The organism is Tabrizicola sp. (genome assembly GCF_016793705.1).
Lineage (GTDB): Bacteria > Pseudomonadota > Alphaproteobacteria > Rhodobacterales > Rhodobacteraceae > Tabrizicola.
In genome coordinates, this window is sequence record NZ_JAEULO010000042.1 from 54,587 (window position 1) to 75,254 (window position 20,668).

Annotated in this window: 16 protein-coding genes and 1 tRNA gene; 7 read left to right on the top strand and 10 right to left on the bottom strand. The window is 65.6% G+C overall.

The genetic code is table 11. From position 1 onward, the window contains the following. Nucleotides 1–91: 91 nt before the first annotated feature. Together JNJ68_RS11625 and JNJ68_RS11630 are read left to right on the top strand one after the other, a co-directional pair. Nucleotides 92–167, top strand: a tRNA-Arg gene (locus JNJ68_RS11625). 85 nt (nucleotides 168–252) lie between these two features. Then, entirely contained in the window at nucleotides 253–1,605 is a 1,353-nt protein-coding gene (locus tag JNJ68_RS11630) for an FGGY-family carbohydrate kinase (RefSeq protein ID WP_294982539.1), read from the top strand. Nucleotides 1,606–1,668: 63 nt separating this feature from the next. Here JNJ68_RS11630 and rhaM read toward each other — a convergent pair whose 3' ends face one another. From rhaM to JNJ68_RS11660, 6 genes are all read right to left on the bottom strand, one after another. Next, nucleotides 1,669–1,983 (bottom strand): L-rhamnose mutarotase, encoded by a 315-nt coding sequence (rhaM, locus tag JNJ68_RS11635; RefSeq protein ID WP_294982540.1) that lies wholly within the window; start codon nucleotides 1,981–1,983, stop codon nucleotides 1,669–1,671. After that, a complete protein-coding gene (locus JNJ68_RS11640) occupies nucleotides 1,983–2,939 on the bottom strand; it encodes an ABC transporter permease (protein ID WP_294982541.1) in 957 nt (318 codons plus the stop codon). The genes rhaM and JNJ68_RS11640 overlap by 1 nt, the downstream gene beginning before the upstream one ends. Continuing rightward, nucleotides 2,936–3,943 carry an ABC transporter permease gene (locus JNJ68_RS11645; protein ID WP_294982542.1) on the bottom strand — a complete coding sequence of 336 codons (1,008 nt, stop codon included), beginning with the start codon at nucleotides 3,941–3,943 and terminating at the stop codon, nucleotides 2,936–2,938. The genes JNJ68_RS11640 and JNJ68_RS11645 overlap by 4 nt, the downstream gene beginning before the upstream one ends. Nucleotides 3,944–4,109: 166 nt before the next feature. Then, nucleotides 4,110–5,621, bottom strand: coding sequence for a sugar ABC transporter ATP-binding protein (locus tag JNJ68_RS11650; RefSeq protein WP_294982543.1), 1,512 nt, complete (start codon nucleotides 5,619–5,621; stop codon nucleotides 4,110–4,112). A 123-nt stretch (nucleotides 5,622–5,744) separates the two neighbouring features. After that, the gene (locus JNJ68_RS11655) at nucleotides 5,745–6,791 is read right to left on the bottom strand and encodes a rhamnose ABC transporter substrate-binding protein (RefSeq protein WP_294982544.1); all 1,047 of its coding nucleotides are present in this window, start codon (nucleotides 6,789–6,791) and stop codon (nucleotides 5,745–5,747) included. Nucleotides 6,792–6,833: 42 nt separating this feature from the next. Next, a complete protein-coding gene (locus JNJ68_RS11660) occupies nucleotides 6,834–7,661 on the bottom strand; it encodes a DeoR/GlpR family DNA-binding transcription regulator (protein ID WP_294982545.1) in 828 nt (275 codons plus the stop codon). Between the two features lie 130 nt (nucleotides 7,662–7,791). Here JNJ68_RS11660 and JNJ68_RS11665 point away from each other — a divergent pair, with 130 nt between their 5' ends. The 5 genes from JNJ68_RS11665 to JNJ68_RS11685 are packed head-to-tail and all read left to right on the top strand — an operon-like array spanning nucleotide 7,792 to nucleotide 15,260. Beyond that, nucleotides 7,792–9,861 (top strand): bifunctional rhamnulose-1-phosphate aldolase/short-chain dehydrogenase, encoded by a 2,070-nt coding sequence (locus JNJ68_RS11665; protein WP_294982546.1) that lies wholly within the window; start codon nucleotides 7,792–7,794, stop codon nucleotides 9,859–9,861. 10 nt (nucleotides 9,862–9,871) lie between these two features. Continuing rightward, the gene (gene rhaI, locus JNJ68_RS11670) at nucleotides 9,872–11,158 is read left to right on the top strand and encodes an L-rhamnose catabolism isomerase (RefSeq protein ID WP_294982547.1); all 1,287 of its coding nucleotides are present in this window, start codon (nucleotides 9,872–9,874) and stop codon (nucleotides 11,156–11,158) included. A gap of 27 nt (nucleotides 11,159–11,185) precedes the next feature. Continuing rightward, nucleotides 11,186–12,241: a DUF4037 domain-containing protein gene (locus JNJ68_RS11675; RefSeq protein WP_294982548.1), complete on the top strand. Its 1,056-nt coding sequence runs from the start codon at nucleotides 11,186–11,188 to the stop codon at nucleotides 12,239–12,241. Continuing rightward, a complete protein-coding gene (locus tag JNJ68_RS11680; protein WP_294982549.1) occupies nucleotides 12,238–13,224 on the top strand; it encodes a uroporphyrinogen decarboxylase family protein in 987 nt (328 codons plus the stop codon). Before JNJ68_RS11675 ends, JNJ68_RS11680 begins: the two co-directional genes overlap by 4 nt. After that, a complete protein-coding gene (locus JNJ68_RS11685; protein WP_294982550.1) occupies nucleotides 13,221–15,260 on the top strand; it encodes a hypothetical protein in 2,040 nt (679 codons plus the stop codon). Before JNJ68_RS11680 ends, JNJ68_RS11685 begins: the two co-directional genes overlap by 4 nt. Here JNJ68_RS11685 and gyrB read toward each other — a convergent pair. The 4 genes from gyrB to dnaN all read right to left on the bottom strand — a co-directional run bounded on the left by gyrB (nucleotide 15,257) and on the right by dnaN (nucleotide 20,660). Then, complete coding sequence (gene gyrB / locus JNJ68_RS11690; RefSeq protein WP_294982551.1) at nucleotides 15,257–17,707, bottom strand: DNA topoisomerase (ATP-hydrolyzing) subunit B; 2,451 nt, start codon at nucleotides 17,705–17,707, stop codon at nucleotides 15,257–15,259. The two genes, JNJ68_RS11685 and gyrB, sit on opposite strands and share 4 nt — an antisense overlap. An 80-nt stretch (nucleotides 17,708–17,787) precedes the next feature. Continuing rightward, a complete protein-coding gene (locus tag JNJ68_RS11695) occupies nucleotides 17,788–18,408 on the bottom strand; it encodes a LysE family translocator (protein ID WP_294982552.1) in 621 nt (206 codons plus the stop codon). A 4-nt stretch (nucleotides 18,409–18,412) separates the two neighbouring features. Then, a complete protein-coding gene (recF, locus tag JNJ68_RS11700; RefSeq protein ID WP_294982553.1) occupies nucleotides 18,413–19,507 on the bottom strand; it encodes a DNA replication/repair protein RecF in 1,095 nt (364 codons plus the stop codon). A 34-nt stretch (nucleotides 19,508–19,541) separates the two neighbouring features. Continuing rightward, the gene (dnaN, locus tag JNJ68_RS11705; protein ID WP_294982554.1) at nucleotides 19,542–20,660 is read right to left on the bottom strand and encodes a DNA polymerase III subunit beta; all 1,119 of its coding nucleotides are present in this window, start codon (nucleotides 20,658–20,660) and stop codon (nucleotides 19,542–19,544) included. Nucleotides 20,661–20,668: the final 8 nt, after the last annotated feature.

A 20,668-nucleotide genomic window follows, 5' to 3' on the forward strand; every position in this document is an offset into this window, starting at 1 on the left:
GGTAGTGGGCCAAACTTGCCTCCCCTTTTCTTTTGCGGATGGTTGAAATGGGCTGCGTTTCGTCGCATGACGGGCGCAGGTTCCGCCACGGGGCCCCGTAGCTCAGGGGATAGAGCGGCCGCCTCCTAAGCGGCAGGTCGATGGTTCGAATCCATCCGGGGTCACCATCCTTTGCTTCCCGCCCATCCTTTGCTTCCCGCACTGAAATCAATCGGATAGGCTATCCGCAAACGTGGGCGGAGGGCGGCTCTTATGCGGCGGATCGCGGTTCTGGACATCGGCAAGACCAATGCCAAGCTGCTGGTCGCGGACCTGGCTACGGGTGCCGAGGAGGTGCTGGCGCGGGTGCCGAATGCGGTGGTCAGGAGCGGAGCCTTTCCACATCATGACATGGAGATGCTGTGGCAGTTTGCGCTGTCCGGTCTGAAACTGGCCGCGGCGCGCGGGGTGGATGCGGTTTCGATCACCACGCATGGGGCGGCCTGTGTGCTGATCGATGCGGACGGCGGGTTGGCGCTGCCGATGCTGGACTACGAGCATGACGGACCAGACTCGGTTGCCGCCGGTTATGACGCTGTGCGGCCAGGTTTTGCCGAGACGGGATCGCCCCGGCTGCCGGTCGGACTGAATGTCGGGGCGCAACTGTTCTGGCTGTCCCGGGCCTTTGCGGCAGATTTTTCCAGGGCCCGGCATGTGCTGATGCTGGCGCAATACTGGTCGTTCCGGCTGTCGGGCGTGGCGGCGAGCGAGGCGACCTCCTTGGGCTGTCATACCGATCTGTGGAACCCCTGGGAGGGGCGGCTTTCGTCATTGGTTTCGCGGCTGGGCTGGGAGGGGCTGTTCCCCCCGGTCCGCAAGGCAGCGGAAGTGCTGGGGCCGATCCTGCCCGAGGTGGCGGCGGCAACAGGATTGCCTGTCGGGACGCCGGTGCTGTGCGGTATCCACGATTCCAACGCATCCCTGGTGCCGCATCTGGCCAAGGCGCCCTGCGGGGTGATCTCGACCGGGACCTGGATGATCGTGATGGCCTTGGGCGGGCGGGTAGTCGAGCTGGACCCCGCGCGGGATGTGCTGGTGAACGTGAACGCTCTGGGCCAGCCGGTGCCGACGGCGCGGTTCATGGGCGGGCGCGAGATGGAGGAGGTCATGGGTGGGCGGATCGTGGAACCGTCCGAGGGTGATCTGCTTGGCGTGCTGGAGCGGCGGGTGATGGCGATGCCGTCTCTGCACCCCGAGACGGGGCCATTTCCGGGCAAGCGCTTCGGCTGGATCGGGGGCGAGCCTGAGGGCGGCGCGCGGATGGCGGCGGCGTCCTTCTATGCGGCGTTGATGGGAGCGGAGTGTCTGGATCTGGCGGGAGCCGAGGGTCCGCTGATCGTGGAGGGGTCGTTCGGCGGGAATGCGGCTTTCCTGCGGATGCTGGCGACGGCGACAGGTCGGGTCGTGCGGGGGGCAGGACAAGGGGCGGGGACGGGACTGGGAGCGGCGTTGTTGGCGGGGCCTTTGGCGGTTGAAGGGCCGAAGGGTCTGGAGGTTGAGCCAGAGAGTGATCCGCTGTGGACCGGCTATGTCGGCGCGTGGCGGGAGGCGGTGGCGCGGTGGTGACTGCTCCTCGTGCGCTTCGCTTCTCGTCGCAAGCGAGGAGGAGGCGAAGCGCACGAGGAGCAGTCAGGGCAGGTGGAAGGTTTCCGTCAGCGGAATCGCCACCGGGGAGCCATCGGGGTTGGTGGCCATGATGTCGCCCATGAAGGCCCACCAACGCCGCATCACCGGGTGGTTGGGCAGGTCGTCCATCGCATGATCGTCGCGGCGTTCGAGGTAGCCGAAGAGGGTCATCGTCTCGCGATCGAGGTGGATTGAGTAGTTCGAGATGCCGGTATCCATCAGAAGCTGCACCAGCTCCGGCCAGATTTCGTCATGGCGGCGAGTGTATTCGGCCTCCATGCCGGGGTTGAGGCGCATCTTGAAGGCGTGGCGTTGCATTACGCTTCCTTTCTGCGGCGGGCGCGGAGGTCGCTCAGGAGGTTCGGCAGCAGGACCGAGGCGATCAGCAGGATGCCGATCACCCCTGTCTGCATATGGCCGGTGATGTTCATCAGGCCCATGCCGTTCCGCAGGTTCAGGATGATCAGGATCGAGAGGAAGACGCCCACCATGCTGCCCTTGCCGCCGAAGATCGAGACTCCGCCGAGGAGGACCATCGTGATGATGTCCAGCTCGAACCCGAAGGCGGTGTCGCCACGGACCGAGCCGAGGCGGGCGGCGTAGAGGAGGCCGCAGAGGGCGGAGATCAGCGCGGAGAGGAGGAAGAGGGTGGTCTTGATGCGGGCGACGTTCAGGCCGGAGAAGCGGGCGACCTCGGCATTGGTGCCGATGACGATGACCTGTCGGCCGAAGCCGGAGCGGTGGAGCACCGTTCCGAGGAGGATCAGGAGGACGAAGAAGAGGAGGATGGAGAGCGGGATCGGGCCGATCAGGCCCTTCTGGCCGAGGTCGGTGAACCATTGCGGGAAGTTGCCAAGGGAGTTGTCCTTGACCAGCACGCGCGCGAGGCCGCGGAAGCCGATCAGCATCGCCAGCGTGACGACCAGCGAGGGAATGCCGACACGGGCGATGAGAATGGCGTTGACGGCTCCGGCGATCAGGCCGGCGGCGAGGCAGATGAGGATGGCGAACCCGCCCGGCGTACCTGCGTTCACAAGATAGCCTAAGAGGGCTGCGGAGAGGCCCATGATCGAGGCGACGGAGAGGTCGATCTCGGCGTTGAGGATGACGAGGGTCATGACCAGCGCGACGATGATCTTCTCGATGGAGAGCTGGAACAGGTTGATCTGGTTCTGCACCGTCAGGAATTCGGGCGCGAAACCGGCGTTGAGCGCGAGGGTGGCGAGGAAGACGGCGAGGAGGCCGGTTTCCCAGGGGGTGAGGAATTTGGTCACTGCGTTCCCCCTTTCCTCAGCCGGGCCAGCTGGCGGTTGGCGAGCGTGTCGAGGGTGACGGCGGCCATGATCAGGCCACCGAGGAGCGCGTCGCGCCAGAATTCGCTGACCACGGCCCAGCGGGTGAGCGAGTTGTCGATGGTGTCGACGAGGAGCGCGCCGATCAGGACGCCGATCATCGAGCCGGAGCCGCCCATGATCGAGACCCCGCCCACGACCACGGCGGCGATGGACTTCAGCTCGAACCCCATGCCCGCGACGACGGTGATGTTGCCGAACTTGGCGAGGAAAAGGAAGCCGGAGAGGCCGGCGAAGGCGCCGGAGAGGATGAAGGCGGTAAGGACCACGCGGCGGGCGTTGATCCCGGCCATGACGGCGGCATCGGGGTTGGAGCCGACGGCGTAGAAGCGCCGGGCAGGGCGGTAGAAGGTCAGCGCGAGGCCGGTGACGAAGCAGGCGGCCAAGGCGAGGAGGACGGTGACGCGGATGTCGATGGGGCCGAGGGAGAAGGCGTTGGCCGAGGGCAGGTCGACCAGCCATTGCGGCAGGCTGGCGGTGGTGATGGTCCTGGCGTCGGACCATTCGACGAGGAAGCTGCGATAGAGCGCCAGCGTGCCGAGGGTGACGATGATGGAAGGGACGCGGCCGAAGGCGATGATGATGCCATTCAGCGCGCCGAAAGCGGCCCCAAGCGCCATGCAGAAGAGGACGGCGAGGACGGGGTGCAGATCGGGCATGGCGCCCAGAAGCTGCCCGGTCATGTAGGCGGTGACGCCCATCACCGAACCGGCGGAGAGGTCGATGTTGCGGGTCATGATCACGATGGCCTGGCCGACGGCGATGGGCAGCACGACGGCGGCGGAGGTCGAGATCCGGGTGAACATGCGGGGGGAGAGGTAGCCCTCGATCTGGGTGGCGAAGAACAGTACCGTGGCCAGGAGCGCGAGGCCGAGGGCGAGGAGGCGCAGGGTCTGCGGCGAGGCGCGGGTGAGGAGGGTGGTCATTCCTGGCCTCCCGTCGCGCGGGTTGGGGCGTCTATTGTAAGGAGCGCGTTCCGCGCGAAGTCCTTTTGTCTCGCGGTCTCGTGCGTGAAGGACGCACAAGAACGCTCGGAATGCCTCCGGCGGGGATATTTGGTGCCAGATGAAAGCATATGAGAGGGAGGCATGGTCATGCGGCGGGTCGCTCTATGCTGGCCTGCCCGGCGGCCATTGCGATGACGCGCTCTTGCGTGGCTTGTTCGATGGGGAGGATTCCGGCCTGGCGGCCCTCGCGCATCACGAGGACACGGTCGGCCAGCGCCAGCACCTCGGGCAGGTCGGAGGAGATGACGAGGATGGCGACGCCCTCGCTGGCGAGTTGGCGGATGATGGCGTGGACTTCGGCCTTGGCGCCGACGTCGATGCCGCGGGTGGGTTCGTCGAAGATCAGGACCTTGGGCTTCGTCTCCAGCCATTTCGCCAGCATCACCTTCTGCTGGTTGCCGCCGGAGAGCTTGCCGACCTCGATCAGGCTGTCGGGCGAGCGGATGGCGAGGCGCTTGCGGTAGGTCTCGGCCATTGCGGCCTCGGCGCGGGCGTCGATGAGGCCGAAGGGTTTGAGGAGTTTCTTGAGACTGGCCAACGAGATGTTGGCGAAGATCGACAGCGGCATGGCGAGGCCGAGCTTGCGGCGATCTTCCGACACATAGGCGATCCCGAGATCCATCGCCTGTTGCGGGGTCGCAATGCGGACATCATGGCCGGCGAGATTAATGATCCCTTCCGTCGCAGGGACAATGCCGAAGAGGGAGAGGGCAACATCGGTGCGGCGCGCGCCGACGAGACCTGCGAGGCACAGGACTTCGCCCTTGTGCAGGTCGAAGCTGATATCTTTGAAGACGCCTGCACAGCCAAGATCACGGACCGAGAGCAGCGTCTCGCCATGCGGATTGGCGGCGGTCTTGACGGCGAAGCTTTCGAGCGCGCGGCCGACCATGTCCTTGACGAGGCCGTCTTCGGTGACGTCGGCGATGGGTTTGGTGGAGATGTGCTGGCCGTCGCGGATCACGGTGACGCGGTCGGCGATGCGGAAGATCTCGTCGAGGCGATGGGAGATGTAGATCACCGCCACCCCCTGCGCCTTCAGCGCGCGGGCGATGTCCAGAAGGCGGGCGACCTCATGGGCGGAAAGGCTGGCGGTCGGTTCGTCCATGATCAGGACCTTGACCTTCAGGGACAACGCCCGGGCGATCTCCACTGTCTGCTGTTCGGCCAGCGTCAGGCCCGAGGCGGCGCGGCGGACGTCGAGTTTCACGCCAAGGGGGGCGATCAGCGCCTCCGCCTCGCGATAGATCTCGGACCAGCGCATGATCCGGCCCTTGGCGCGGTTCGAAATGAAGATGTTCTCGGCGACGTTCAGGTCAGGGAAGACCATCGGTTCCTGGTAGATCGCGGCGATCCCGGCCTCTTGCGCGGCCTCGGTCGAGCGCAGGGTGACGGGCTGGCCCTCGACCCGGATCGTGCCGGTGTCGGGCTGGTGGACGCCGGTCATGATCTTGATCAGCGTGGATTTCCCCGCGCCGTTTTCGCCGACGATGGCATGGACCTCGCCCGGCAGGACCGACAGGCTCATGTCCTTCAGCGCCTGGGTGGCGGCGAAGGACTTGGACAGGCCTTGAAGTTCCAGGACTGGCTGGGTCACGGGCGGGAGTCCATCGGGAAGGGGCAAGTCTAAGAATTTTATAAAAAATTCTTAGACTTGCGTCTGGCGTGAGAGGAACGGACCGGGGCCGCGGGAGCGTGCGGCCCCGAACGGGAAGCGGCCTCAGTTCGCAGCGGCTTCGACGTTGTCCTTGGTGTAGACCGTGAACGGCCCCATCAGGATACGCTTGGCACCGGCGCGGCCCGGATCTTCCTCGATCTTGAAGGTGCCCATGCGGCCGGCGGTGAATTCCTCGCCGACTTCGCCCTTGATCGCCCCGGTGGCGAGCGCATAGGACGCCTGGTAGGTCAGGTAGCCAAGGTCGACGAAGCTCCACAGGGCAAACTGCGGGGCGCAGCCGTTCAGCGAGTAGCTGACCATCTCGGCGGGCAGACCGAGGCCCGAGACCTTGACTTTCTCGCACAGCCCCTCGTCCTGCATTGCCTTGGCAGCGGCGACGATGCCGACGGTGGTGGGGGCCATGATGACCTTGAGGTCAGGGTATTTGTCGACGAGGCCGAGGGCCTTATTGTAGCTCTCCTCGGACTGGTCGTTGCCGTAGACCACGTCGACCAGCTTCAGGTCCTTGTACTTGGCGTCTTCGGCCAGGACCTTCTTCATCGCGTCGATCCAGGCGTTCTGGTTCGCGGCATCCGGGCTGGCGGACAGCACGGCGAATTCGCCCGCGCCTCCGGCAAGGTCATAAGCCATGTCGGCCATCACGGTGCCGATCGAGCCGAAGTCGACCTGGGCCACGAAGAAGGCCTCGCCGGCGCCGTTCGGGATCGGGCTGTCCCAGGTCACGACCTTGGTGCCCGCCGCGGCGGCGGCTTCGGCGGCGGGGGCGATCTGGTCGCCCGCGTTGTTCGATAGCATCACGACATGCTGCTTCTGCGTGGTCGCGGTGGTCAGCATCTCGATCTGCCCGGCGGCGGAGTTTTCGGGCGTGGGGCCGATGAACTCCAGCTTGCCGGTCGAGCCAAGCTCGGCAGCGGCTTCCTGCGCGCCGCGGTTGGCCTGGTCGAAGGGCAGGATGCCGAGGAACTTCGGCAAGAGGACTGCGTTCACTTCCTGGCCGGGGGTCGCGGTGACGGGGTCGGCCATCGCGGTCGAGCCCATCAGGGTGGCAAGGCCAGCCGCAAGGGCAAGGCCGGTCAGCTTCATCATCATCTTTTCGTCTCCTCCCGTTATGTTTCTCCTGCCGCCCCCTCCTCAGGCTGCGGTCAGGACCTTGGCTTCCTTCGGGTCGATCAGGAACACCTCCACGCCCTGTTGGCGGAGATGATCCAGCATGTGCGGCGGCGCGCCGGTGTCGGTGACGAGCGTCGTCACCCGGGCCAGCGGGCAGACAACCATGTTGCCGCGCGCCTCGAACTTGGTGCTGTCGGCGACGACGATCAGCTTCTCGGTGCGGCTGAGGAGCTTCGCCTCGGCCCGGGCGATCAGCGGGTCGCTTTCGATCACGCCAAGGGGGGTGATCGAATAGCAGGACATGAACATCTTCGAGGCGGCGAAATGCTGGATCGCGTCCTCGTCGAAGGGGGAAAGGATGATTCCGGCCTCGCGGTAAAGCTCGCCGCCCGGCAGGACGACGCGGTTTGCCGAATGGGCGATCAGCTCCTGCGCGATGGGGAAGGAGTTGGTCAGGACCTGCATCCGGTGCCGGCGCAGGCATTGCGCGAGGAACCAGGTCGTCGAGCCCGCATTGAGGATGATCGAGTCGCCGTCCTGGCAGAGGTTGGCGGCGCCTTGGGCGACGGCCTGCTTCAGGTCGGCGTTCAGCGTCTGGCTGGCGTCGAAGGAGGGTGCGGTGAGGGGCGTCTGGCCGGAGGCGACCGATTCTGCGCCGCCGTGGACGCGCCTCAACTGGCCGGAGTCTTCAAGCTTCGCCAGGTCGCGGCGCAGGGTGGCGACCGAGGCGCCGGTCACGCCGACCAGATCGGCGACGCGAACGATCCCCTTGTCCCGCAGGCGGGTCAGGATCAGCTGCCATCTTTCGCGTTCGTGCATCATGACCGGAAGGCTGTCAGAATCGCTCATATCCGTCAACAAACAATCGCAATGCTGCATTGCGGAAGATTCTCTGCGACGCAGAATGCGCATTCTTGATTGACTGTGATCGTTTCACACCTATCCTTGGGACAAAATCCTTTCAGCCAAAGTCGGACCGATGACCCAGGAAATCACCCTAAAGTCCCTGTGGGACGACGCTTACGCCGCCGCATTGGATGAGCCGGGCAAGCTGCTCTATCGGTCGAACTTGCTGGGGTCGGATCTGCGAATCACCAATTTCGGGGGGGGGAATACCAGCGCCAAGATCAGCGCGAGCGATCCGCTGAGCGGGGAGCCGGTGGAGGTCTTGTGGGTCAAGGGCTCGGGCGGGGACATCGGGTCGATGAAGCTGGACGGGTTCGCGACGCTGTATATGTCCAGGCTGATGCAGCTTCGGGCGCAGTACCGCGGGCTCGACCAGGAAGACGCGATGGTCGAGGCACTGGGGCACACGATCTTCAACCTGAACCCCCGCGCGCCTTCCATTGATACCTGGTTGCATGGGTTCGTGCCTTACACCCATGTGGACCATGTGCATTCCGACGCTGTGATCGCGATTGCGGCCAGCGCCGATCAGGTGCGGCTGACCGAGGAAATCTTCGGCGGAGAGCTGGGCTATCTGCCCTGGCAGCGGCCGGGGATCGACCTCGGGATCAAGCTGGGCCGGATGGCGGAGGAGAACCCGAAGCTGAAGGGCGTGGTGCTGGGACAGCATGGGCTCTTCACCTGGGCGGGGACGGCGAAGGACTGCTACCTGCTGACGCTGGAGATGATCAACAAGGCCGCAGTCTGGCTGGATGCGAACGTCAAGCGCCCGGTGTTCGGGGGTGAGAAGGTTTCGGCGATGGCTGCCGATGACCGGAAGGCGACGGCACGGCGGCTGATGCCCCTGATCCGGGGGCGGATTTCGGCGGGCGCGCATATGGTGGGGCATTTCACCGATGCGCCGGAGGTGCTGGAATTCGTGAACTCCCGTTCGCTTGCCGACCTGGCGCCGATGGGGACCTCCTGTCCCGACCACTTCCTGCGGACGAAGATCAAGCCGCTGGTGGTGCCCGCCGATGCTGATGCTGCGGCGTTGGACGGGCTTATCGCGGGGTATCGGGCGGACTATGCCGCGTACTACGACCGCTGCAAACGCCCAAACTCCCCCGCGATGCGCGACCCGAACGCGGTGATCTACCTGGTGCCGGGCGTCGGGATGCTGTCCTTCGCCAAGGACAAGGCGACGGCGCGGATTTCGGCGGAGTTCTACGTCAACGCGATCAACGTGATGCGGGGGGCCTCGGGTGTCTCGAAGTATCAGGGCCTGCCGGAGCAGGAGGCCTTCGACATCGAATACTGGCTGCTGGAAGAGGCCAAGCTCCAGCGGATGCCGAAGCCGAAACCGATGGCAGGCCGCGTGGCCTTCATCACCGGCGGCGCGGGCGGGATCGGGTCGGCAAGCGCCGAACGCCTGCTGCGCGAGGGCTGCAACGTGGTCCTGGCCGACATCGACCAGACGGCGCTGGATGAGGTCGTGGAGGGCTTCGGCAAGCGCTATGGCCGCGACATGGTGCGGGGCGTCCTGATGGACGTGACCTCCGAGGCGGCGGTGATCGCGGCGGTGGAATACACCGTGGCCGAGTATGGCGGGCTGGACGTGCTGGTGAACAATGCCGGAATCACCAGCGCCGCGCCGGTCGAGGACACGACGTTGGCGATGTGGAACAAGACGATGGACATCCTGTCGACCGGCTATTTCCTGGTCGGTCGCGAGGGCTATCGCATCCTGAAGGCGCAGGGGATCGGCGGCTCTATGGTGTTCATCTCGTCGAAGAACGGGGTCGCGGCCTCACCCGGCGCTTCGGCCTACTGCACCGCGAAGGCGGCGGAAATCCACCTGGCGCGCTGCATGGCGCTGGAAGGCGCGCCCTTGGGGATAAGGGTCAACGTGGTGAACCCCGATGCGGTGCTGCGGGGGTCGAAGATCTGGAAGGGTGAGTGGAGCGAGCAGCGCGCAGCCTCGAACAAGATCGCGGTTTCCGAGCTGGAGGAGCATTACCGCAAGCGCAGTCTGTTGCAGCGGTCGGTCTTCCCCGAGGACATCGCAGAGGCGGTGTATTTCTTTGCCTCGGACCTGTCGGCCAAGTCGACGGGCAATTTCCTGAACGTGGACGCGGGCAACGCCGTGTCCTTTACGCGCTGAGGGGGCGGGGATGCTGATTTCCGAGGATCTTGTCGGGTCGCTGAACGAGGCCGTGCGGGTGGCGCATGAGGATGAATTCGGCGCCTTGGGGCGGAAGCTTACTCGGCGCGGGGTGGATATTGAAGCCGTGGTGGCCCGTGCGATGGCGTGGTCGGTCGCGGTGCCGACATGGGGCGTGGGCACCGGGGGCACGCGGTTTGCCCGCTTTCCCGGACGCGGAGAGCCGCGCAATATCCACGACAAGCTGGCCGATTGCGGGATGATCCAGCAGCTGACGCGGGGGACGCGGACGGTTTCCCCGCACATCCCCTGGGACAAGGTGTCCGACTACAACGCCCTGCGGCAGGAAGCGGCGCAATATGGGCTGGGGTTCGATGCGGTGAACTCCAACACCTTCCAGGACCAGGCGGATCAGGCTCTGTCCTACCGCTACGGCTCGTTGGCAAACGCCCGTTCGGATATCCGTGCACAGGCGGTGGCGCACAACCTCGAATGCATCGAGATCGGCAAGGCCCTGGGCGCCCCGGCGCTGACGGTCTGGATCGGGGACGGGACGAACTTCGCCGGGCAGCAGAGCCTGTCGAAGATGTTCGAGAACTACCTTTCGGCGATGGAAGAGGTCTATGCGGCGCTGCCCCCCGGGATGGCGATGTTCATCGAGCACAAGATGTACGAGCCCGCCTTCTATTCGACGGTGATCAGCGACTGGGGTTCCTCGTTGATGGCGGCTCAGGCCTTGGGGCCGCAGGCGAAATGCCTCGTCGACCTCGGCCACCACGCGCCGAACGTGAACATCGAGCAGATCGTGGCCCGGCTGGTCCATGTCGGGCGGTTGGCCGGGTTCCACTTCAACGATTCGAAGTATGGGGATGACGACCTGGACAGCGGCTCGGTCGATCCGTTCCGGCTGTTCCTGGTCTTCAACGAGCTGGTGGAGGCGGAACTGCGCGGGGCCAAGGGATTCGCGCCCAGCTACATGATCGACCAGAGCCACAACGTGACCGACCCGATCGAAAGCCTGATGGGCAGCGCGGTGGAGATCGCGCGGGCCTATGTGCAGGCCTCGCTGGTGGACCGGAAAGCGCTGGCCGAGGCGCAGGAAGCCAATGACGTCATGGCCGCGCATCGCACGCTGAAGGCCGGGTTCCTGACCGATGTCTCGCCGATCCTGGCCGAGGCGCGGATGCGGCAGGGCGGGGCCTATGATCCCATCGCGGCCTACCGCGCCTCGGGCTACCGCGGCCGGGTGGCGCAGGAGCGGCCGGAGGTGAAGGGGTCGTCGTCCGGCATCGTATGATTCCGCACCGGAAGGGAGGCCGGGAGGATGACAAGGCACTCGATCATCGACGAAAGCCACGCCTTCTGGGACGAGGTGGTGCATCCGTTCCTGGCCGCGCGCTTCCCGGAGGAGACGGCGCAGATGGCGGCGGGGGTGTTCGGCTATGGGTCGGAAGTGCTGCGGCTGGATGACGAGTATTCCACCGACCATCATTTCGGGCTGCGGGTGAACGTGCTTCTGCCGGCGGCGGTCATGACCGCATGTGGGGCGCTGATCGAGGACTCGCTGGCCGAGGGGCTGCCCTCCGCGTGGCGCGGTCGCGAGCTGCGCGAGGGGTATACCCGAACCAGGGGCGTGGCGCTCGGTTCGCTGGAGCATCACCTGCGGTCGACCATCGGCCTCGACCATCCGCCGAACAGCCATTCGGAATGGCTTTCGATCCCCGAGGAAGACGTGATGCACATCACCGCCGGTGAGGTCTGGCATGACCCTTCGGGCCGGTTCTCGGCGGTGCGTCAGGCACTTGCGGGGTATTATCCGGAGGAAGTGCGGCTTCGGCGGCTGGCGCATTGGTGCCGGTATTTCAGCGGCATGGGGGTCTATGCGCTGAAGCGGGCGCTTCTGCGGAACAACGAACTTTACGCCAGCACGACCTTTGCGAGGAGCCTTCGCTGGGGGGTGCAGATGGCCTTCCTGCTGGACCGCCAGTACTACCCCTACGACAAATGGCTGACCGTGATGTTTCACCGCCTGCCCCGGATGGGTGCGCGGCTGACCCACATCGTCGAGGAAGCGCCCAAGCTTTCGACCCCTTGGGAGAGGAAGCTGGACCTGCTGCACCAGATGTCCGACGTGCTGGACGCCGCGATGGTCGAAGACGGGCTGATTGCGCCGCATCCGCGTTACAAGGTCTCGGCAACATCCGGCTATCGGCTGCTTGAATCGGCCTATGCCGAATTGATCCGCAAATGCCCGGCAGAGATCCGGGGCATCGTCCCGCAATGGGAGCAGGTGCATTGGGAGGGTTTCCACTCTGAATTCGTCGCCGGGGTGGGGTTGGAGGACTGGCGGCGGATGCTGCTTCTGGAGGAATGGGAATGAACGGTTATGAACGGGTGATGGCCACGATCAACCACAAGCCGGTGGACCGCACGCCCATCGACTGCTGGCTCTACCAGAAGCAGTTCCTGGAGCGGCTGGAGGCCGATTATGGCCCGCGCGAGAAGTTCATCGAGGAATTCGGGATCGACGTCTTCGTCGGTTTGATGCCCTTCCCCAACCAGCACGGCCGCAGGTTCGACATTCATGAGCTCGCCGAGGTTCCGCTTGAGGACCCTCGCGATCCGAAATGGCTGAACTTCACCGACTGGAACTACGATTTCGGAGGCACCAATATCGCCACCGCGATCCGCGACCACAAGGGCAAGCGCTGCGTGCTGGCGCATTGCTGGGGGATGGTGGAAGGGACGTCGTCCTTCCTGGGGATCGAGAATTGCTGGATGAACCTGGGCGGCAACCCCGACTTAATGGCCGCCTTCTTCGACCGCTACGCCGACTGGCTTTGCGTCCAGGTCGACCTGATGGTCGAGGCGGGGGTGGACATGATGACGCTCTCGGACGACTGGGGGTCGAACGGGACGATGTTGTTCTCGCCCAAATCCTGGCGGACGCTGATCAAGCCCTATGCGATGCGGGTGGTACAGCATGCCCGCAGTCGGGGAATGCCGGTGAATCTGCATTCCGACGGCTATATCCTGCAGGTCGTCGATGACATCATCGAGATGGGCTACACGTCCTGGCACCCGGTGCAAGAAAGTGCCGGGATCGACCCGCGCGAGGTCAAGGCGAAATGGGGCGACAAGATCGTGATCTACGGGTCGCTCGACGTGATCGACGGCTTGCTGAAGTATGACGGCGAGGAACTGGACGAATACATCACCGAACGCTTCGGCATCTACGCGCCGGGCGGCGGGTTCATCTTCAACGGTGGGCATTTCATCCAGCCGGACATTCCCCCAATGCGCCTGGTTCGGGCCTATCGGCTGGTGAACAAGCTCGCGGCGCAATACGGGACGCTGAATTGACCGAGGGCCTGGCCGTTCCGGACGGGGTGGCCTGGATCGGCGGGGCGCATCCGTTCGATCTGCATGAGGCGTATCTGAATTTTCGTTCGGATATTGTGCTGGACGCGATTCCCGAACGCGCCCTCTTCCGCCTGAGCGCGGACAGCCGGTATCGGCTCTGGATCAACGGCGCGTTCGTCGGGCGGGGGCCGGAGCGGTCCTGGCCGTCCTCCATAGCCGTGGATGAACGATGGATCACAGGGTTTCTGAAGCTCGGAATGAACCGGATCGCGGTGCAGGTCTATTCGCCGGGCTATTCCCATTTCGCCTATGTCCATCGTGGTGCTTGCGGACTGATCGGCTGGCTGGAGGTGGATGGGGAGGAGGTTCTGTCCACCGGCGCCGGCTGGAAAGTGCGGCGAGATACTTCATGGGCGGCGCGGGTGGATCGGGTGTCGATCTACGGCACCGGAGTCGAGGATCAGGACCTGCGCCTGGCCGAGGATTGGATGGAGACGGACGCGTCGGCCTGGGACGCCGCACGGGTGGTACAGGGGGCCGGGGGACCGATCTGGCAATGCCTGCGGTCCCGGGCGACCGCCCTGCCGCTTGAGGAAAGGCATGCGCTGGATGCACCCTGGCAAGTGCGCGTCGGGGCGGCGGTTTCCGCGTCGGAAGACCCTCATGCCGATTTACGAAAAGTGTTTTCACTTTCTGCGCCAGGCCGCGACCCCACCCTGCTTCCGCGCGGGACCTCGGCGATCTGGATCTTCGACCTCGGCGAAAGCCGGGCCTGTCTGGGCGGCGCGGAACTGACGGCGGCGGGAGGCGAGCGTCTGCTGATCTCCTACGCCGAGAAGCTGCGGGACGGCGATCTGCTGCTCCCGGACCCCGCAACCTATTGCCGGATGCGCCCGACCGACCGCTTCACCTTGCGGCCCGGCCGGCAGGTGGTGGAGGGCTTCACCGCCCGCGGTGTCCGCTATCTGATCTTCGCGCTGGAGGGCGGCGGGGTGTCGCCCGCGCCCAAATTCCATGCCCGCCTGCCGGTGACGCCGGTGGTGGAATGGCCGCTGCCGAAACGGGAGGGCATTCTGCACGGCGTGGCAGAGATGTGCCGTCGCACGACGCTGGCCTGTTTGCAGGACGGGTTCGTGGATGGGGTCTGGCGGGAATCAAGCCTCTGGCTGGGCGACGCGGTGGCGCAGGATTGGGCGCTGCGGGCGATCTCGGACGATCCCAGACCTCTCCTTTTCACGATCGACATGGCGGCGGAAGGGGTGGATTCCGAGGGGCTTCTGCCGAGCGTCCTGCCGGGCGAGGTTCCGGCCTATGCGGTGACGGACTACAATTTCAGCTGGGTCGAACTCATGGATGCCTGCGCGACGCATCCCGGTATCGTCGAACCGGAGGCGGTCTGGCAGCGGCATTGGGGAACGCTCATGCGGATGCTGGAGCGGATGGCGGCGCAGCAGGGGCCGGACGGTCTGCTGCGCAATCCGCCGGGGCGCAGGCTTTTCCTCGACTGGTCGCCAATGAGCCGGGCGGAGCCGAACCTGACCTTGAACCTGCGCTATCTCCATGCCCTGCGGCTGGCGGCGGGGATGGCGGAGCGGGTCGGGCGGACGGCGGATTGGGCCGAAGAGGCGGGCCAGTTGGCACGGGCGTTGCAGGGCCACCGGGCGGCAGACGGCTGGCGCGAAAGCCCGGACGGAGAGGCGGCAAGCCAGCTGGCTTTGGCGCTGCTGATCCTGACCGGGATGGTCGAGGGGGCGGAAGCCGAGGCCCTTGCCGACCGGATCACCGCGCGCTCGCTGAACCTCGACGATGGGCCGCTCCCCGGTCAGCCGGTGCTCGCCAGCCCCTTCATGCACCACTATCTTTTCCTTGCTCTGCAAATACTTGGCCGCCGCAAGGACATCCAAGCCATCATCGCCGCCCGCTGGGGCCGATGGGTGCTGGAAGGTCGCCCGACCACGCCGGAGAACTGGTCGATCGACTTCCCCGACGGCTCGGCCTGCCACGGGTTCTCGGCGCATCCCTTGGGGTGGCTCTAGAAGTCCAGGTGCTCCACCGACAGCGCGTTCTGCTGGATGAAGTCGCGCCGCGGCTCCACCACGTCGCCCATCAGCTTGGAGAAGATGTCGTCAGCCTCGGCCAGATCGTCGACCTTGACCTGCAACAACGTCCGCGCCTCGGGGTCGAGCGTGGTTTCCCAAAGCTGGTCGGGGTTCATCTCGCCCAGACCCTTGTAGCGTTGCAGGGTCAGGCCCTTCTCGCCCTCGGCCAGGATGGATTTCAACAGGTCGATGGGCCCGTGGATCGGCTGCTCGCGGTCCTTGCGGACAAGACGGGCGGGATCGCGGTAGATGTCGCGGTATTGGCCGGCGATCTGGCTCAGCTTCCGCGCCTCACCCGAGCGGAGGACAGCGCCGTCCAGCGTCCGTAGCTCCTCCACCCCCCGAAGGATCCGGGACAGGCGAATACCGTGGTCTTGGGTGATGCGGCCCTGCCAGCCGCGCTCGAACTCCGGCGCGATCAGGTTCAGGCGCCGGGCGACCGTGTCGGCCACCGCCTGCAGATCGTCATCGGCGCGGCCCGGATCGAAGGCCCCGGCCAGCGCCGCCTGTTCCAGGATCGCGCGCGGGTAATGCGTCGGGAAAGCGTCCAGCACCCGGCGGAACTGGCGCGCGCCGTCGATGACGCGGGCGAGGTCGTTGCCCGCGATCTCGGTGCCATCGGTCAGCCGCAGCACCGCGCCTTCGGTGCCCATCTCGACCAGATAGTCGTCCAGCGCCGCCTGGTCCTTCAGGTAGACCTCCGACTTGCCGCGGGCGACTTTGTACAGCGGCGGCTGGGCGATATAGAGATAGCCGCCCTCGATCAGCTCCGGCATCTGGCGGAAGAAGAAGGTGAGGAGCAGCGTGCGGATATGCGCGCCGTCCACATCGGCGTCAGTCATGATGACGACCTTGTGGTAGCGGAGCTTGCCGATGTCGAATTCGTCGCGCCCGATCCCGGTGCCAAGCGCGGTGATGAGGGTGCCGATCTCCTGCGACGACAGCATCCGGTCGAAGCGGGCGCGCTCAACGTTCAGGATCTTGCCGCGCAACGGCAGGACGGCCTGATTGGCGCGGCTGCGCCCCTGCTTGGCGCTGCCTCCGGCGCTGTCGCCCTCGACCAGGAAAAGCTCCGACTTCGAGGGATCGCGTTCCTGGCAATCGGCCAGCTTGCCGGGCAGCGAGGCCACGTCCAGCGCTGTCTTGCGGCGGGTCAGCTCCCGCGCCTTGCGGGCGGCTTCACGGGCCAGCGCCGCCTCGATGATCTTGCCGACGATGATCTTGGCCGGACCGGGGTTCTCCTCGAACCATTCGGCCAATTTCTCGTTCACCAGATTCTCGACCGCCGGGCGAACTTCGGACGACACCAGCTTGTCCTTCGTCTGGGACGAGAACTTCGGGTCCGGCACCTTGACCGACAGCACGCAGGTCAGCCCCTCGCGCGCATCGTCGCCGGTGAAATCCACCTTCTCGCGCTTGGCGATGCCGGAGGACTGGGCGTAGCCGGTGATCGTCCGGGTCAGCGCGCCGCGAAACCCGGCCAGATGCGTGCCGCCGTCGCGCTGCGGGATGTTGTTTGTGAACGGAAGTACGGTTTCGTGGTAGCTGTCGTTCCACCACATCGCGACCTCGACCCCGATGCCGTTCTTTTCGCCCACCATGTAGATGGGTTCCGGCATCACGCTGGTCTTGGAGCGGTCGATGTATTTCACGAATTCCCGCACGCCGCCTTCGTAGAACAGCTCCACCTTCTGCGGTTCGGCATGGCGTTCATCCTCCAGGATGATCCGCACGCCCGAGTTCAGGAAGGCCAGCTCGCGCAGGCGGGTTTCCAGTGTCTTGAAGCTGTAGTCGAGGTTGGAAAACGTGCCGTCGGGCCGGTTGATCTTGGCCGAAGCCAGGAAGCGCACCTCGGTCCCGCGCTTGCCGGGGGCGGGGCCGACCTCGTGGACATGCACCACGCAATCGCCATCCTCGAATCGGGCGCGGTATTCGGTGTCGTTGCGCCAGACGGTCAGTTCCAGCCATTCCGACAGCGCGTTGACCACCGACACGCCTACCCCATGCAGACCGCCCGAGACCTTGTAGGCGTTGCCGCCCTCATCCGTGTTGTTGAACTTCCCGCCCGCGTGCAGCTGGGTCATGATGACCTCGGCCGCCGAAACGCCCTCCTCGGGGTGCATGTCGACCGGGATGCCGCGACCGTTGTCGAAGACGGAAATGCTGTCATCGGCGTGGATCTTGACCACCACGGCAGTCGCGTGACCGGCCAGCGCCTCGTCGATCCCGTTGTCGACGACCTCATACACCATATGGTGCAGGCCCGAGCCATCGTCGGTGTCGCCGATATACATGCCGGGGCGCTTGCGAACCGCCTCCAACCCCTTGAGAACCTTGATGGAATCGGCGCCGTATTCGGCGGGCTTCTTGGGCGCTTCGGCCATGCGTGGGGAACCCTTGTCGTTGCGCGCGATTTATAGCGTTTCAGGGCAGGAATGTCACCCCTTGGCCACCAGATTTGGTGTCAGAGGAAGGGGATGACAAGCCCGACGCCGAGGAGCAGAACTCCCGAGCCGACGTTCAGCCGATGCACGCTTTCCGGGCTGGACAGAAGCTGCCGCGCCCTGTCGAGGAAGAGCGCCAAACCAAGGTTCCCCACCATCGGGATCGCCGCTGAAATGGCGATGATCGCGACGATGTCGGGGGCGGTCAGGCGCTCCAGTGTGAAGAATCCGGGCAGGGCGCCCATGTAGAACAGGATCGCCTTCGGGTTGCCGATCACCGCCGCGACGCCGACGGAAAACCCCGCCCACATGCCGGGGCGGGTCAGGCGGCTGTCGGCGTTCAGCGGGACGGCAGGCTTGCGGATCAGCAGGACACCCATGATCAGGAAGATACCAGCGGCGACCCAGCGCAGGATCGACAGGAAGTCGCCATAGGCGCTTTCGATCCAGGAAAGGCCCAGGATCGCGGTCAGCGGCCAAACCAGATCGCCGATGGCAACCCCGATGGCCAGCGGCCAGGCGGCGGCAAATCCGCCGGACAAGGCGCGGGCGATCAGAGCCACCCAGACCGGCCCTGGCACCGCCCAGAGGCCTGCCATCCCAAGCGCGTAGAGGAGGAGTTCGTGAAAGGAAACGGTCATTCGGTTATTCCATCGTGATCTCTGATCCGGTGCCGGTATCGCGCAGGGTGAAGGTCTGGCCCCGGCCTCCAAGGGCCGCGAAGAGGTCGGCCTCGGTGCCGGTCATCAGGGCCTGAGCGCCGAGCGCGCAGACTTCGTCATACAGCGCGGCGCGGCGGCCTTCGTCCAGATGCGCAGCGACTTCATCCAGAAGAAGGATCGGCGCGCGGCCCAGGTCCTGCGCCAGAGCGCGGGCATTGGCGAGGATCAGGCTGATCAGCAAGGCCTTTTGCTCCCCCGTCGAGCACTGGTCGGCGGGCACGTCCTTGGCGATGTAACGCGCCAGCAGATCGGCGCGATGCGGTCCGACCAGCGTGCGCCCGGCGGCAATGTCGCGTCGGCGGCCCTCGGCAAGCGCAAGGGCGAGATTCTCCGGCTCCTCGGCTCCTTCCGGCCCCGTCAGCGTCAGCTCGGCAGAGGGGAAGGCGCTTGCCGGGTCGGCAGCGGCGGCGATGCGGGCGATGGCGGCGCGGCGGTGCGTGGTGATCTGCTGCCCGGCCTCGGCCATCTGCGATTCAAGGGCCGCATACCAATGCGCATCCGACACCTGATCCCTGATCAGCCGGTTTCGGTCGCGCATCGCCTTTTCATATGTGAGCGTTTGTTCGGCATGCTCCGGGAAGAAGCTCAGCGTCAGCCGGTCGAGGAAGCGGCGGCGGCCTTCGGCAGCCTCGATCCAGAGCCGGTCCATCGCCGGAACCAGCCAGAGCACACGCAGCACACGGCCAAGGCCCGCCTGCGGGACGGCCTTGCCGTCGATGCGGACCTGCCGCGCCTCGCCGGGTTCGGCCCAGGTTTCCAGCTCATGCGCGGCGGTCAGGCCATGAACGGAAGCGCCGATCTTCCACCCCACCGCTTCGGGGCGGCGGGCGAGGTCCTCGGCGGCAGCGCGGCGGAGGCCACGGCCGGGAGAGAGCAGCGACACGGCTTCCAGAATGTTGGTCTTGCCCGCGCCGTTGGGGCCGGTGATGGCAACGGGACGGCCATCGAAAGCCAGCCGCGTCAGCCGGTGGCTGCGGAAATGCGTGAGCGCGAGGGTTTCGATCGCCAGACCGCCCACCGGATCTCCCTTTCAGCCCGGGTGATTGAGGGCGTCAGACCCGCATCGGCATGACGACGTAGACCGCCGAGGTGTCATTGCCTTCGCGCATCAGGGTGGGGTCGGCCGAGGAGTTGAACAGGAAGACCGCATTCTCGCGGTCGACCTGGCTGGCGATCTCCAGCAGGTATTTCGCGTTGAAGCCGATCTCCAGCCGGTCATCGCCATAGGCCACGGCAAGCTCTTCCTCGGCGGCGCCAGAGTCGGGCGCATTCACCGACAGGACCAGCCGATCCTCCTCCAGCGACAGCTTCACCGCGCGGGAGCGTTCCGAGGACACGGTCGCCACCCGATCCACCGCCTTGGCGAATTCGCTGGCGTCGACCTCCAGCTTGCGGGTGTTCCCCGTCGGGATCACGCGGGTGTAATCCGGGAAGGTGCCGTCGATGACCTTGGAGGTCAGGGTGATCGCCGGAGTGGCAAAGCGGACTTTCGTTTCGGAAACCGAGACGGCAATGGTCGCCTCGTCGTCATCCAGAAGCTTCCGCAATTCGCCTACGGTCTTCCGGGGAACGATCACGCCGGGCATCCCGTCCGCCCCTTCGGGCAAGGAGGCGTCGATGCGGGCCAGACGATGACCGTCGGTCGCGACGCAGCGGAGCACCTTGCCGCCTTCGCCTTGACTGACGTGCATGTAGACGCCGTTCAGGTAATAGCGCGTCTCCTCGGTGGAGATCGCGAATTTCGCCTTGTCGAACAACCGCCGCAGGTCCGGCGCCTTGGCCGAGAAGTTCGAGGAATACTCGCTGGTCGCCATGACCGGGAAATCTTCCTTCGGCAGCGTTGCCAGGCTGAAGGTCGACCGGCCCGCCATGATGGTCAGCCGGCCCGAGGCGGCATCCTCGGTCAGGCTCACCAGCGCGCCGTCGGGCAGCTTGCGGACGATCTCGTGCAGCATCACCGCCGAAACCGTGGTCGCCCCGGCGCGTTCCACCATCGCGGGGGCGCGGTCCACCACCTCGATATCCAGATCGGTGGCGCGGAAGCTGACCTGATTGCCCTCGGCCTCGATCAGCACGTTCGCCAGGATCGGGATCGTGTTGCGGCGTTCGACCACCGACTGCGCCTGCGCCAGCGCCTTGAGCAAAGTGGCGCGTTCGATGCTGAGCTTCATCATTTCCC